The 14,218-nt window shown below is 72.1% G+C and carries 14 protein-coding genes; 7 read left to right on the top strand and 7 right to left on the bottom strand.

Features of this window, described 5'->3' with window-relative positions; genetic code table 11:
• The first annotated feature begins 113 nt into the window (after positions 1-113).
• The 3 genes from ACFYQA_RS36140 (at position 114) to ACFYQA_RS36130 (ending at position 3,127) form a co-directional block, all read left to right on the top strand.
• Positions 114-1,700, top strand: coding sequence for an ABC transporter substrate-binding protein (locus tag ACFYQA_RS36140; RefSeq protein WP_388927299.1), 1,587 nt, complete (start codon positions 114-116; stop codon positions 1,698-1,700).
• A 79-nt stretch (positions 1,701-1,779) separates the two neighbouring features.
• Positions 1,780-2,463, top strand: coding sequence for a uracil-DNA glycosylase (locus ACFYQA_RS36135; RefSeq protein WP_388927296.1), 684 nt, complete (start codon positions 1,780-1,782; stop codon positions 2,461-2,463).
• A 133-nt stretch (positions 2,464-2,596) separates the two neighbouring features.
• On the top strand, positions 2,597-3,127 hold the full coding sequence (locus tag ACFYQA_RS36130) for a hypothetical protein (RefSeq protein ID WP_388927293.1): 531 nt from the start codon (positions 2,597-2,599) through the stop codon (positions 3,125-3,127).
• 691 nt (positions 3,128-3,818) lie between these two features.
• Here the strand turns inward: ACFYQA_RS36130 and ACFYQA_RS36125 are convergent.
• Together ACFYQA_RS36125 and ACFYQA_RS36120 are read right to left on the bottom strand one after the other, a co-directional pair.
• Positions 3,819-4,328 carry a DinB family protein gene (locus tag ACFYQA_RS36125; RefSeq protein ID WP_388927290.1) on the bottom strand — a complete coding sequence of 170 codons (510 nt, stop codon included), beginning with the start codon at positions 4,326-4,328 and terminating at the stop codon, positions 3,819-3,821.
• A gap of 43 nt (positions 4,329-4,371) precedes the next feature.
• The gene (locus ACFYQA_RS36120) at positions 4,372-4,881 is read right to left on the bottom strand and encodes a hypothetical protein (protein ID WP_388927287.1); all 510 of its coding nucleotides are present in this window, start codon (positions 4,879-4,881) and stop codon (positions 4,372-4,374) included.
• Positions 4,882-5,002: 121 nt separating this feature from the next.
• Between ACFYQA_RS36120 and ACFYQA_RS36115 the strand changes: the two genes are divergently transcribed.
• Positions 5,003-6,229: an FAD-dependent monooxygenase gene (locus tag ACFYQA_RS36115; RefSeq protein WP_388927284.1), complete on the top strand. Its 1,227-nt coding sequence runs from the start codon at positions 5,003-5,005 to the stop codon at positions 6,227-6,229.
• 90 nt (positions 6,230-6,319) lie between these two features.
• Positions 6,320-7,228: a Gfo/Idh/MocA family protein gene (locus ACFYQA_RS36110; RefSeq protein WP_388927281.1), complete on the top strand. Its 909-nt coding sequence runs from the start codon at positions 6,320-6,322 to the stop codon at positions 7,226-7,228.
• Here the strand turns inward: ACFYQA_RS36110 and lnt are convergent.
• Together lnt and ACFYQA_RS36100 are read right to left on the bottom strand one after the other, a co-directional pair.
• Positions 7,149-8,726, bottom strand: a complete 1,578-nt coding sequence (gene lnt, locus ACFYQA_RS36105; RefSeq protein WP_388927340.1) for an apolipoprotein N-acyltransferase — start codon at positions 8,724-8,726, stop codon at positions 7,149-7,151. The genes ACFYQA_RS36110 and lnt overlap by 80 nt on opposite strands.
• Before the next feature lie 79 nt (positions 8,727-8,805).
• A complete protein-coding gene (locus ACFYQA_RS36100) occupies positions 8,806-9,294 on the bottom strand; it encodes a nuclear transport factor 2 family protein (RefSeq protein ID WP_388927278.1) in 489 nt (162 codons plus the stop codon).
• A gap of 169 nt (positions 9,295-9,463) precedes the next feature.
• On the opposite strand from ACFYQA_RS36100, the gene ACFYQA_RS36095 reads away from it, so the two are divergent.
• Positions 9,464-10,204: an SDR family NAD(P)-dependent oxidoreductase gene (locus tag ACFYQA_RS36095; protein ID WP_388927275.1), complete on the top strand. Its 741-nt coding sequence runs from the start codon at positions 9,464-9,466 to the stop codon at positions 10,202-10,204.
• Positions 10,205-10,254: 50 nt separating this feature from the next.
• Here ACFYQA_RS36095 and ACFYQA_RS36090 read toward each other — a convergent pair whose 3' ends face one another.
• From ACFYQA_RS36090 to ACFYQA_RS36080, 3 genes are all read right to left on the bottom strand, one after another.
• Positions 10,255-10,434, bottom strand: coding sequence for a hypothetical protein (locus tag ACFYQA_RS36090; protein WP_388927272.1), 180 nt, complete (start codon positions 10,432-10,434; stop codon positions 10,255-10,257).
• A 120-nt stretch (positions 10,435-10,554) separates the two neighbouring features.
• A complete protein-coding gene (locus ACFYQA_RS36085; protein ID WP_388927269.1) occupies positions 10,555-11,430 on the bottom strand; it encodes an undecaprenyl-diphosphate phosphatase in 876 nt (291 codons plus the stop codon).
• A gap of 173 nt (positions 11,431-11,603) precedes the next feature.
• The gene (locus tag ACFYQA_RS36080) at positions 11,604-12,404 is read right to left on the bottom strand and encodes a TVP38/TMEM64 family protein (RefSeq protein ID WP_388927267.1); all 801 of its coding nucleotides are present in this window, start codon (positions 12,402-12,404) and stop codon (positions 11,604-11,606) included.
• A 450-nt stretch (positions 12,405-12,854) separates the two neighbouring features.
• Here ACFYQA_RS36080 and tuf point away from each other — a divergent pair, with 450 nt between their 5' ends.
• Positions 12,855-14,036 carry an elongation factor Tu gene (tuf, locus tag ACFYQA_RS36075; RefSeq protein WP_388927264.1) on the top strand — a complete coding sequence of 394 codons (1,182 nt, stop codon included), beginning with the start codon at positions 12,855-12,857 and terminating at the stop codon, positions 14,034-14,036.
• The last annotated feature ends 182 nt before the right edge of the window (positions 14,037-14,218 follow it).

The raw sequence follows: 14,218 nt of genomic DNA, 5'->3' as shown, positions 1-14,218 counted from the left end.
ACAACATGATCTACAACGAGTTGATCTCAACGAGCATACGAAGGAGGGTACGAGGAGGAAATACCGAGGTATCGTCTGCCGACTCTTGGGACGGCAGATCGAGGAGCGTGCGCGTGTTCAAGCGGAACCGATGCCTGCGAGGGGTGGCGGCCATCGCGTCGATGTCGTCCTTGGCCACCGGCTGCGGTGTGCTGACGTCCGACACTCCGGACGACGGAAAGCCGATCGTCGTGGGGACCACCAGCTCGCCGAGCACCCTGGACCCCGCCGCCTCCTGGGACAGCTCCTGGGAACTGTTCCGCAACATCTACCAGACGCTGCTGAGCTACCCGGTCGGTGCGAGCACACCCCAGCCGGACGCCGCCGAGGGCTGCGAGTTCTCCGACGCCTCCCGCCAGGTGTTCCGCTGCGAACTGCGTGAGGGGCTGAAGTTCTCCGACGGCAGCACGCTCGACGCCAGGGCGGTCAAGTACTCCGTCGACCGTATCCGCAAGATCAACGTCAACGGCGGTCCGGCCGGTCTGCTGGGCAGCCTCGAACGGGTGCAGGCGCCGAGCAGCCGCGAAGTGGTCTTCCACCTCAACAAGCCCGACGCGACGTTCCCGTTCGTGCTCGCCACGCCGGCTCTGTCGATCGTCTCCCCGAAGGCATACCCGGCCGACGCCCTGCGCGAGGACTCCGGCATCGTCGGCTCCGGGCCCTACGACCTCCAGTCGTACGACGAGGGCAAGGAGGCCCGGCTCGTCCGCAACGAGCAGTACAAGGGCTACGCCGAGCGGCAGAACAGTGCCGTGACGATCCGCTACTTCCAGGACTCCGCCGAGATGGTCAAGTCGCTGCGGGAGAAGCGGGTCGACCTCACCTACCGAGGTCTCGCCGCGGACGACGTCGTCGAATTCCAGGGCAGGGCCTCCAAGGAGGAGGAGATCAGGCTGGTGGAGGGCACCAGCACCAGCATCAACTACCTGGTGTTCAACCCGAAGGACCCGTGGGCGGGCAAGAAGCCGGTGCGTCAGGCCATCGCCCAGGTCGTCGACCGGAGCGCGATCGCGCACAAGGTCTACCGGGACACCGTCGATCCGCTGTACTCCATGGTCCCCAAGGGGCTGACCGGCCACACCACCGGCTTCTTCGACGACTACGGCGACCCCAGCGTCGACAAGGCCCGGCAGATCCTCACCGAGGCGGGCATCACCGAGCCGGTGCCGCTCACCCTCTGGTACACCACGGACCGCTACGGCTCCGAGACCAAGCTGGAGTTCCAGGAGCTGGAGCACCAGCTGGAGGCCTCCGGGCTGTTCGAGATCACCCTCGAGAGCCGCCCCTGGAATACGTACGTCGAGGGTTACCAGAAGGGCGAGTACCCGGTGTTCGGGCGTGGCTGGTCCCCCGACTTCCCGGACGCCGACAACTTCATCGCCCCGTTCATCGGCAAGCAGAACGCGCTCGGCACGCCCTACGAGGCGCGCGAGATCAGCAATGTCCTGCTGCCCCGGTCCCGCCGGGAGAGCGACCGCGGCAACGTTGTGAAGGACTTCGAGGACGCCCAGCGGATCCTCGTGGACGACGCGCGGCTGCTGCCGCTGTGGCAGGGCCGGCAGTATGTCGCGTCGAGCCGGGACATCTCGGGCGGGGAGCGGGCGCTGGACCCGTCGACGATCATGATGATGTGGCTGCTCTCCCGAAAGACCAGCTGGTAGACGGTCCAGGGGGCTGATTGTCAGTGGTCGCCTGTAGGTTCTGAGGCTTGGAAGCGACCGCAATCGTGAGGACGTTGACGTGACCGACACCGCTATGCTGCCCGAGTCCTGGCGCGGGGTTCTGGGCGACGAGCTGCAGCAGCCCTATTTCAAGGAGCTGACCGAGTTCGTCGAGGAGGAGCGGGTGAAGGGCCCCGTCCACCCGCCCCGCGAGGAGGTCTTCGCCGCGCTCGACGCGACGCCGTACGACAAGGTGAAGGTCCTGATCCTCGGTCAGGACCCCTACCACGGCGAGGGCCAGGGTCACGGGCTGTGCTTCTCGGTGCGTCCCGGCGTGCGGATCCCGCCGTCGCTGCGGAACATCTACAAGGAGATGCACACGGATCTGGGCACGCCCGCTCCGGACAACGGCTATCTGATGCCGTGGGCCGAACAGGGTGTGCTGCTGCTCAACGCGGTGCTCACGGTGCGCGGCGGCGAGGCCAACTCGCACAAGGGGCGTGGCTGGGAGCGGTTCACCGACGCGGTCATCCGCGCGGTGGCCGACCGGCCCGACCCGGCGGTGTTCGTCCTGTGGGGCAACTACGCGCAGAAGAAGCTGCCGCTGATCGACGAGAGCCGTCATGTGGTGGTCAAGGGGGCACACCCGTCGCCGCTGTCGGCGAAGAAGTTCTTCGGCTCCCGTCCGTTCACGCAGATCAACGAGGCGGTGGCGGCACAGGGCCACGAGCCGATCGACTGGACGATCCCGAACCTGGGCTGACGCCCGCCGGTCCGGGCGCGTCCGCTTCCCGGGGCAGGGGTGGTCCGGTGCGTCGCGGGGCGATTCGCCCCGGATCGTTCTCGCCTGCCGTAGCGTCGGGAGCGACGATCCGGCGAGCGGTACGGAGGACGCGGTGGCGGACGGACAGGGGCAGGCGGCGCTGGATTCCGTGCTGACGCGGATCGGACAGGTCGTGATGCTGCACCACGCGGGGGACCGGGAGGAGGCGAGGCACCGCCTCCTCGGGCTGTGGGCGGAGATCGGCGCCCACGGCGACGCCCTGCACCGCTGCACCCTCGCCCACTACCTGGCCGACACCCAGGACGACCCCGAGGACGAACTCGCCTGGGACCTGAGGGCGTTGGCGGCAGCGAACGAGGCCGAGGGCGAAGCCGCCGGCGACCGCTCCGCCGGGTACGAGGGCATGCCCGCGGTGCGTGCCCTCGTACCCTCCCTGCACCTCAACCTCGCCGCCGACTATGCCCGGCTCTCCCGCCCCGACGCCGCCCGCACCCACCTCCACCGGGCCCGCGGCGCCGCCCGCGTCCTCGCCGACGACACCTACGGCGACAGGGTCCGGGCCGCCATCCGGCGCATGGAGATCCGGCTGGAGGAGGAGGGCGGGCCGACCGGGGGATGGGGGCCGCCGAGGCAGTGTCCGTAGGGCAGGCGCTGCGGCGGTCAACGCCCGTAGGTCTCCTCGCAGATGGCCGCCTCCGGGCTGTCCGCGGGCCAGCGGCCGTACTCCCTGCCCAGGTCGCAGACCCCCGCCCGCCCGCGCAGGTCGCGGCGGACCGCATCCGCGGCCTCGGAAACCTCTGTGGCGGGTGTTCGTGGTGAGGTGACCCTGCCGTCGGGGGCCGACCGCGGCTTCCGGTCGTCAAGCGGCGCGGTCCGCTGCGGTGCGGGCGTAGTGAGGGTGGCACGGGGCGAGGGGGACGCGGGCGGCTTCGTGGGACGCGACGGAGCGATCATCTCCAGGGCCTCGCGCGCAGGTGCCTGGACCGCCTGCCGCGTCCGGGCGTCCGGATGCGGCTCCGACAATCGGGCCGCGCCCGCGGGTGGACCGGGCGAAGGGGGACGCTGAACCGTCACGCAGCCCGCGAGAGCGGAGACCGCCACGGTCACCAGCAACACTGCTCTGGTCGTCTTTCGATGCACCCACGTCACTCTGCTCCCTCCGGCCGCCCGCGGGCCGGAGGACGGGCGGAGGATGCCCCGCAAGGGTGGTCTCCGACCCCGTACGGGGGTCATGGGAGTGCCGAGGGTGACGCGCGCGGTCGGACCCCGGCCGGGGAACGGAGGAGGCGGGCGCACCGCGATCGGGGGCGCACCCGGCCGGCCCGGTGCCGCCGTCAGTCGCCGGTGGCACCGTCGAGCCGCTCGCGGAGCAGGTCGGCGTGGCCGTTGTGACGCGCGTACTCCTCGATCATGTGGGTGTGGATCCAGCGCAGGGTGATCCGGTCGCCGAACCGGTGCCGCCCTTTGGCCAGGTCGTCCAGACCGAAACCGGCCGCGTTGTGCCGGGCGATGTCGATCTCGGCCTGCCAGGTGGCGTGCACCTCCTCCCAGGTCTCCGCCCCGGTGAGGTGGAACTCGCCGTCCGGGTCGGCCTCGCTGTAGTAGATCGGGTCGGCTTCCTTGCCCGCGAGTACCCTGCGGTACCAGCCGCGCTCGACGTCCGCCATGTGCCGTACCAGCCCCATCAGGGACAGCTCGGACGGCGGCACCGAAGCGGTGCGCAGTTGTTCGTCGGTCAGGTCCTCGCACTTCCGGGCGAGGGTCTGGCGGTGGTAATCGAGCCAGCCCTCCAGCATGGGGCGGTCGGCGGCGTCCATGGCGGGTTCGTGGCGTTGGGTCGTCATGCCCGCATTCTTTCCGGTCGCGGAAGTCCGCGGCCAGAACTTTTCAGTCGTCAGGCGCTTGTCGGGTGGCGAGCATTCCGTCCAGCAGCTCCCGCAGACTCGCCCGCACCTCCTCCAGGGTGGGCACGCACGCGCTGAACGAGCCGGCCACGCAGGAGAACATCAGCCCGTCCGCCCAGGCGATCAGCGACAGCGAGTGCCGGTCCGGGGCCGTGGAGCCGAGCCCGGTGACCAGGCCGGTGAGCAGCTCGCGGAACTGGGCGCCGGCCGCGTCGAAGTGGGTCCGCAGCTCGGGTCGGCGAGTGGCCTCCAGGGCCAGTTCGTAGCGGGCGAGGGTCAGTTCGCGGTTCCGGGACAGGGCGCGGTGGGTGGCCAGCGCCATCGCGTCGGTCAGCGAGCCCGCCCCGGCCCGCGGGTCCGGCATCTCGTGCAGTCCGAGGACCCGCGCTTCCCGCTCGCTCACTCGCCCTCCTCGTTCCGCACGGCTTGCCGTCGGCCCGAGGAACACCCCGCTGTCATCTCCGTAATCAGCGACCGCACGAAGCGCGCACATCTCAATCAGCAGCCAGGGCGCCCCGGAGGGCCGGGCGGCCACTCCTCGGAAGCCACTGAAGGCAAGAAGCCATAAGCCACACCCGGCCCTCCCGGGCCACCTAACAACTTACGGAGGAGCCATGGCACAGGTGAAGCGGGCCGTCGTGATCGGAGGGGGGATCGGCGGCCTGACTGCGGCGGCCGCCCTGCACCGGCGCGGGACGAGGGTGACCGTGCTGGAGCGGTCCGGCTCCCTGGAGCCGGTCGGCTCCGCCATCTCCCTCGCCCCCAACGCGCTGCGCGCACTGGACGTCATCGGGCTCGGCGACGACATCCGCGCCCTGTCCGCCTGGCAGGGCGACGGGGGGCTGCGCGCACCGGGCGGGCGCTGGCTCGCCCGGACCGGCGCGGACGCCACGGCCGAGCGCTTCGGCGGACCCCTCGTCCTGCTCCACCGCGCCACCCTCATCGACCACTTGGCCGGACGGCTCCCGGCGGACACCGTCCGCACGGCCGCCGCCGCGCACCTCGTCGATCCGGGAGACCCCGACGACCCCGCTCGGCCCGCCCGAGTGGGCACCGCCGACGGCGAACTCGAGACCGACCTGGTGGTGGCCGCCGACGGCATCCATTCCGCCGTGCGCCACGCGCTCTTCCCGCACCACCCCGGGCCGGTGTACTCCGGCTTCACCACCTGGCGGACGGTGGTCCCGCTGCCCGGCGTGCGGTTCGCCTCGCACGAGACCTGGGGGCCGGGCCGTCTCTGGGGCACGCACCCGCTCAAGGACGGCCGTGTCTACGCGTACGCCGCCGCCCTGGCCCCCGCCGGGGAACACGCCGCCGACGACGAGCGTGCCGAACTGCTGCGCCGCTACGGGGACTGGCACGACCCGATCCCCGCCGTGCTGGCCGCCGCTCGGCCCGAGGACGTGCTGCGGCACGACGTCCACCACATCACCGAGCCGCTGCCCGCCTACCACCACGGTCGGGTCGCCCTGGTCGGTGACGCCGCGCACGCGATGCCGCCCACCCTCGGCCAGGGGGGTAACCAGGCCGTCGAGGACGCGGTCACCCTCGCCCTCCCCCACGCTCGAATGCGCTCGCGCGGGGGGACCCCCATCGCCGGTGACCTGGCCGCGTACACCGCCGACCGGCTGCCCCGCACGACCGGCATCGCCCGTCGGGCAGTGCAGGCGGCCCGCCTCAACCTGATGACCAACCGTGCCGGGATCGCCGTACGCGACACCGCGATCAGCGTGCTCTCGAGGACCGTCCCGGCACTGCTCCTGCGAAGCTTCGACGAGGTCGCCTCCTGGCGGCCGCCGACGTCGGACGCCGTATCCTTCGGGGCAGAACCACGACAGTGATCACGGCGGTGACGATCACGGCGGTGACGGAGCCGGTGACCGCGGCCGTGCCCGTGCCCGTGACAGGCAACCGCTGGAGGAGAACACCCAGTGAAGGTCGGCTGCATCGGACTCGGCGACATCGCGCAGAAGACCTACCTTCCGGTGCTCGCCACCCGGCCCGGCGTGGAACTGCACCTGCAGACCCGCACTCCCGCGACGCTCACCCGCGTCGCCGACGGCCTCCACCTCCCGCCCGGACAGCGGCACGCCGACCTCGACGCCCTGCTCGCCCAGGATCTCGACGCCGCCTTCGTGCACGCCCCGACCCAAGTCCATCCGGACATCGTGACCCGGCTGCTCGAGGCGGGCGTACCGACGTACGTCGACAAGCCGCTCGCCTACGAACTCGCCGACTCCGCGCGCCTCGTGGCCCTCGCCGAGGGGCGGGGAACGAGCCTCGCCGTCGGCTTCAACCGGCGCTTCGCCCCCGGTTACGCGCAGTGCGCCGACCACCCGCGCGAGCTGATCCTGCTGCAGAAGAACCGGATCGGGCTGCCGGAGGAACCGCGCACGATGATCCTCGACGACTTCATCCACGTCGTCGACACCCTGCGCTTCCTGGTTCCCGGCCCGGTCGACGACGTGACCGTGCGGGCCCGCACCGAGGACGGGCTGCTGCACCATGTGGTGCTCCAGCTCGCCGGGGAGGGCTTCACCGCCCTCGGCGTCATGAACAGGCTCAGCGGCTCGGCCGAGGAGATCCTCGAGGTCTCCGGTCAGGACACCAAGCGGCAGGTGGTCAACCTCGCCGAGGTGATCGACCACAAGGGCCGGCCCACCGTGCGCCGGCGCGGCGACTGGGTGCCGGTGGCGCGTCAGCGCGGGATCGAGCAGGCGGTGCTCGCCTTCCTGGACGCGGTCGGCGAGGGCAGGACGCTCAGTGCCCGGGATGCGCTGACGACCCATGAGCTGTGCGAGCGTGTGGTGCGTGAGGTCCAGGGGCGGGCCGCCGCCTGAGCCGCACGGCCCGTACGCCCTCGGCGACCCCCCACACGGCCAGGACCAGCAGCGCCGCGTGCAGCGGCCAGTCGCCGAAGCGGACGTAGGGCGTGGTGCCGTGGGCGAGCGGGACGTCGTACACCCGCGCGGTGCTCGCGTCCGTGCCGAGCCACGGGCCGACCCGCCCGCCGTCCGGGCCGTAGACGGCGGAGACACCGGTCAGCGTCGCGTGCACCATCGGCCGCCCGGTCTCGGCGGCGCGCAGCGCGGCGAGCGAGGCATGCTGCTCGGGCGCCCAGCTCTGCTGGAACGTCGATGTCGACGACTGGGCGACCAGCACATCGGCACCGTCCTCGGCCAGATTCCGGCTCATGTCCGGGAACGCGGACTCGAAGCACACCATCGGGCCGATCCGCAGCCCGCCGCCCGCGTCCATCACCACCTGCTCGGTACCGCGCCTGCGGTCCTCGCTCGCAGCCTTACCCACGGACGTCGCCCAGCCCAGCAGGGAGCGGGCCGGGATGTACTCCCCGAACGGAACCAGGCGCATCTTGTCGTACCGGTCCCCGGTGAGACCGTCGGGGCCGACCAGCACCGAACTCTTGTAAATGCCGGGCCGGTCGGAGCGCCGCGCGTCCACGTTGACCAGGACCTTGGCGCCCGTCGTGCGGGACAGCGCGGCGAGCCGCCGAGCCAGGTCGGGCCGGGCGCCGAGGTCGAATCCGACGCTGCTCTCGCCCCAGACGACCAGGTCGACGCCTTGGCCCGCGAGTCGGCGGGTGAGCCGCTCCTCGCGGTCGAAGCGCCGGTCCGCACTGCCCGGCCCGGAGACGACGCCCGGCTGGACGACCGCGATCCTCGTCCGGCCGTCGACCTGCGCGGCAGGCGCTCCCACCCATGCGACGGACGTGACCACGCCCACGGCGGCCAGACCGGCCACGGCAGGCACCCTCGCCCGCCGCACGACGAGCAGCACGGCCACGGCGACGTTCAGCAACACCACCAGGAAGCTGAGCAGCCACACCCCGCCGACCGACGCCAGCCGCAGCGCCGCCGCCACCTGCCACTGACTCGCACCGAGCACGCCCCAGGGGCCGCCCAGCGCCTCCCAGGAACGGACCAGTTCGACGGCCAGCCAGGCCGACGGCAGCACGACCAGCGCGGCCGCGACCCGCCCCCGCGACGGCACCCCGCCCAGCAGCCGCCGCACCAGCCACCCCCAGGGCGCCCACAACGCGCCGAGCAGGGCCGCGAGGACGAACGTGAACACATGCAGGTTCGGCAGCAGCCAGTGGTGCATCGCGAGCATGAAGCCGAACCCGCCCCACCAGCCGTCGAGCGCGGCACGCCGACCGGTGGGCGCGGTGCGGGCCAGCGCGATCCACGGCACCAGCGCGACGTAGGCGAACCACCAGAGGGACGGCGCCGGGAAGGCCAGTACGGGCAGGGCACCCGCGACCGCGGCGACGGCCGAGCGCCGCCACGGGGAGACGAGCCGGTGGCCGAACGTCTTCAACGGCACCTACCTACCCCTCACGCCCCGTGCGTGCCTCCAGTGTGCGCCCCGGACAAGATCCGGGACAGGGCGCGTCGGCTCAGTGGACTACGGGGGCCGCGGACCGGGAGGGGAGGCGCCGCCACTTCTCGCGCACGATCACCTCGTTCAACCGCCAGCCCTCGTCCGTGCGCAGCATCCCGAACGCGTACCGCCCCCCGCACACGAAATCCGGTGCGGCCGGCTCGTCCCCGCCACCGGCGGCCGCGCCCATCGGGTTCACGTAGTCCGCCTGCACCCGGGCCGTGTCACCGGTGTCCTGCTCCCGGACCCCGAAGCGCACCCGCCGGTTCACGATCAGGTGCTGCCGCATCGGAAACGCCCGCAGGCTCTCCGCGAGCCAGGCCGCCACCTTCCCGGCGTCGCCCTCGATACCGCCGGCCGAGCGATAGTCGGCCCGCCCGTCCGGCGTGAACAGCCCTCGATACGTCTCCCAGTCCCCGTCGTCGACCGCCACCGCGTACTCGGTGACGACCTCGTCCACGGCCAGCCTGTCCCGCAAGGTCGCAAGCTCCACACGCTGCGTCATCGGCTCAGTGTTGGCCATCGCAGGCCTGGAACCAAGAGCCCTGCGCAGTTGTTCACCCGGCGTGGCTGTCCGCTTCCCCCCCCACCCGGCAGCAGGCAGGGGCGCGGCCGTGCGTGTGTCAGGCTGTGGATCTTCGGTTGTCGGAGCGGGCGGGCGTTCGGAGGTTCGTGTGAAGAGGCTTGTCACCGTGGTGACCGGGGGCGGTCGGGGGATCGGGGCCGCTGTCTGCCTGCGGCTCGCGGGAGAGGGGCACGACGTGGTGGTGGGGTACGTGCGGGACACCTCGGCGGCGGAGCGGGTGGCGGAGGGGGTGCGTGCGGCCGGGGCGCGGGCCGTCGCCGTGCGGGGGGACACGTCCGACGAGGCGGATGTCGAGCGTCTGTTCGATGTGGCGGAGCGGGAACTGGGGCCGGTGACGGGGCTGGTGAACAACGCGGCGGTGACCGGGCCGCTGGGACGGTTCACCGATGCCGACACCGCGACCCTGCGCCGGGTCGTCGACGTCAACCTCATGGGGACACTGCTGTGCTCGCGCCGCGCCGCACAGCTCATGACACCCCGGGGCCAGGGAGCGATCGTGAACATCTCGTCGGGGGCCGCCACCCTCGGCAGTCCCGGCGAGTACGTCCACTACGCGGCGACCAAAGCCGCCGTCGACACCCTCACGGTGGGACTCGCCAAGGAGCTCGGACCGGTCGGCATCCGCGTCAACGCGGTCGCGCCGGGCGTGATCGACACGGAGATGCACGCCGCCATGGGTGCCCCGGACCGGGCCCGGCGGGCCGGCGCCGCGGTGCCGCTGCGCCGCCCGGGGCAACCGGAGGAGATCGCCGCGGCCGTCGCCTGGCTGATGTCGCCGGACGCCTCGTACACGACGGGGGCGGTGCTGCGGGTGGCGGGCGGGCGCTGAGCGGATGCCCGCTCCGGTGCGGGGGGCGGGGCCGACGTGACGGCGGCGGTTCAGGCGGCCTTGACGACCTGCTCGCGGATCGCCGCCGCCCACTCGACCACCAGGAGTTCGTACTCCGCGCGCTCCTGGGCGGACAGGGAACCGCCCGCGCGCAGCCACAGTGCTCGGATGTGCTCGTTGACCTCAGCGGCCGACCGCACGGAACCAGGGGTCACGCAATCGGGGGACATACCGAACAGCCTAGGGCCACGCACTGACAGTGCGCTACCGGACGGCTACCGGTCGCCTACGGGTTCGGTCACGTCCCCCACGGACGGCCGGGTCATGGACGTCGGGCCATGGACATCGGGTCAGCTCGACGACTCCGCCGCGTGCGGGCTGAGGGCGCCCGTGGCCACCAGAACGAGGATGACGACGCCGAGCGCGATGCGATACCAGACGAACGGCATGAAGCTCTTGGTGGTGATGAACTTCATGAACCACGCGATCACCGCATAGCCGACCGCGAAGGCCACGACCGTCGCGAAGATGGTCGGGCCCCAGGTGACATGGCCGCCCTCGGTGGCGTCCTTCAGCTCGAAGAGGCCGGAGGCGAGGACGGCGGGAATCGCGAGCAGGAAGGAATAGCGGGCCGCTGCCTCACGCCTGTACCCCATGAACAGGCCGCCGCTGATGGTCGCGCCGGAGCGGGAGACACCCGGGATGAGCGCCAGGGCCTGGCAGAACCCGTAGACCAGGCCGTCCTTGACGGTCAGGTTGTCGAGCGACTTGAGCTGCTTCGGCGAGCGGTGCCGGCCGCCCTGCTCGTCCCGCGCCGCCAGCCGGTCGGCGACACCGAGGACGATGCCCATACCGATCAGCATCGTCGCGGTGAGCCGCAGGTCGCGGAACGGCCCCTCGATCTGGTCCTTCAGCGTCAGCCCGAGGATTCCGATCGGGAGCGAGCCGACGATGACGAGCCAGCCCATCCGGGCATCGGGGTTCCGGCGCATCTCCTTGTCGGTGAGCGAGCGCGTCCAGGCCGACAGGATCCGCGCGATGTCCTTGCGGAAATAGATCAGCACGGCGGCTTCCGTGCCGATCTGGGTGATCGCGGTGAAGGCCGCGCCCGGGTCCTCCCAACCGGAGAAGGCCGCGGTCAGCCGCAGATGCGCGCTGGAGGAGACGGGGAGGAACTCGGTCAGCCCTTGGACGAGTCCGAGGATGAGAGATTCGAACCAAGACATGATGCAGTGGTGTCCAAGTGCCGATCGCGGGAGGGGACGACGCGGGCACGCCGAAACGTCATGTGCGGTGATCGACGATCAGGCGTGCCGCGTCGGAAGGGTAGCGCCCCAAGATGAACGCCGGACGTCAGGTGCCGGGCCGGTCGTCGGCCCGGCCCCCCGCCCGCCCTGCCTCACCGGGTCCGCAACCGGTGCCGCTTGCGCCAGGCCACCACCGCGCCCACCAGACCCGGAACGGTGATGCAGGCCAGCGCGATCAGGAAGGCCGGGGACGTCGGCGTGGATGCGCGGGCACCGGCGACGACGTAGGCGGCGGTGTTCGGGATCGAGCCGAGCCCCGTCGCCAGCAGGAACGGCAGCAGACCCATCCGGGAGACGGCGGCGCAGTAGTTCGACGCGGCGAACGGGACCCCGGGGAACAGCCGCGCCGCCAGCATCGAGCGGAAGCCGTGCCGGCTCAGCTGGTGGTCCGCCGCCTGCAGCCAGCGCCCTCGCAGCAGCGGACGCAGCGCGTCCTGGCCGAGCGCCCGCCCGAGGCAGAACGCGAGCCCGGCACCGAGCACCGTGCCGCCCAGAGCGCCGCCGAGCCCCAACTGACTGCCGAACAGCGCGCCCGCGGCGAGGTTCAGGATCGGGCGCGGTACGAACGCCACCGTGCACACCCCGTAGGCCACCGCGTACGCGACGACCGCCGCGGCACCGCCGAGTTGTGACGGCAGGCCGTCGGTCAGCAGCCTCTGCGGCTCCAGGAGCAGCATGGCCGAGGCTGCGGCGGCGAGCAGTGCGACCAGCAGGGACAGACGCGACCAGGGGGACAGCAGGATTCTGGCGCAACGGGCGGTGAGACCCACCGTGGGTGTCGCCGTGTGTGTTGTCGCGGGGACGGCGACGCCGGTGGCGGCGGTGAGCTGTGCGGCGGAGGCCCGGGGAGAGGCCGTAGCGGTGCCCCCAGAGCGGTTGGTGGCATCGAGCATTCGGTGACACTAACCGACGAATGTGACCGGCCGCCGTAGTGTGCGTCTCAGACGTGCCACAGCGGCCGGAACACCCAGGGCCCGGCACACCGTGTACGAGGGCCCGGCCGCGTACCGCGGAAAACCGTTCGACGCCGGGCTCCGTGCCCGTCAGGATCGACGACATGTTCCGGCCCGCAGCCTTCCTCCTCGCAGCATCCGCCACCGCGGATGCCCCGAAGGCTGCCGTCCGTGTCCTCGCAGTTCGCGCAGCCGCGATCGCAGCCGCAGCCGCTGCCACTCTCGCAGCCGCTGCCGACGGCGCCCGAAGCTGACCCTCCCCGGATCGTCCGGCGGACCCCCCAGGGGGAGGGTCGGCAGATTCCCAGGGGTCCCCGTCCCGGCCGCGCGCCCATCCGACCGCGCCGGGGCCGATCACGCGTCATCACCGAGAGACTTCGAGGTACCGCCATGTCCAAGACGACGTACGTCCGCACCAAACCGCATCTGAACATCGGCACGATGGGCCATGTCGACCACGGCAAGACCACCCTCACCGCCGCCATCACCAAGGTCCTCGCCGAGCGCGGATCCACCGGCTTCGTGCCGTTCGACCGCATCGACCGGGCGCCCGAGGAGGCGGCGCGCGGCATCACCATCAACATCGCGCACGTCGAGTACGAGACCGACACCCGGCACTACGCGCACGTCGACATGCCCGGCCACGCCGACTACGTCAAGAACATGGTCACCGGCGCCGCGCAGCTCGACGGGGCGATCCTCGTGGTCTCCGCGCTCGACGGGATCATGCCGCAGACCGCCGAACACGTGCTGCTCGCCCGGCAGGTGGGCGTCGACCACATCGTCGTCGCCCTCAACAAGGCCGACGCCGTCGAGGACGGCGAGGACGCTGTGCTGACCGACCTGGTCGAGCTGGAGATCCGCGAGCTGCTCTCCGCACACGGCTACGGCGGCGACTCCGCGCCCGTCGTACGGGTCTCGGGGCTGAGGGCGCTGGAGGGCGACCCGCGCTGGACGGCGTCGATCGACGCGCTGCTCGACGCGGTGGACACCTATGTGCCCCTGCCCGAGCGGTACGTGGACGCGCCGTTCCTGCTGCCGGTGGAGAACGTGCTCACCATCACCGGCCGGGGCACCGTGGTCACCGGCGCGGTGGAGCGCGGCACGGTCCGCGTCGGCGACCGCGTCGAGGTGCTCGGTGCCGGGGCGGAGTCGGTGGTGACCGGCCTGGAGACCTTCGGCAAGCCGATGGAGGAGGCGCAGGCCGGGGACAACGTGGCGCTCCTGCTGCGCGGGGTGCCGCGGGACGCGGTGCGACGCGGGCACGTGGTGGCCGCGCCGGGCAGTGTGGTGCCGAGCCGGAGTTTCACGGCGCGGGTGTACGTGCTGTCGGCCCGCGAGGGCGGCCGTACGACTCCGGTGTCGACCGGCTACCGGCCGCAGTTCTACCTCCGCACCGCGGACGTCGTCGGCGACGTCGACCTCGGGGAGACGGCGGTCGCGCGCCCCGGCGACACGGTCACGATGACCGTGGAACTGGGGCGCGAGATGCCGCTCGAGCCGGGGCTCGGCTTCGCGATCCGCGAGGGCGGGCGGACCGTCGGGGCCGGCACGGTGACGACGGTCGGCTGATCCCGGGGTCCTGATCCCGGGGTCCTGGGGCTCAGGACCCCGGGCAGTCCTGGCCGGCACGCCGGGGGGCCCCCCCCCCCCCCGGGGGGGCCCCCCCCCCCCGCCCGCCCCACACCCCCCCCGAAGGTCCCGAACCCCCGACCCCCCCCCGCGGGGCCGGCCCCCCCCACCGGATGCCCCCC

The organism is Streptomyces sp. NPDC005774 (genome assembly GCF_042871645.1).
Lineage (GTDB): Bacteria > Actinomycetota > Actinomycetes > Streptomycetales > Streptomycetaceae > Streptomyces > Streptomyces pratens.
This window is presented reverse-complemented; position numbering and strand designations above follow the sequence as displayed.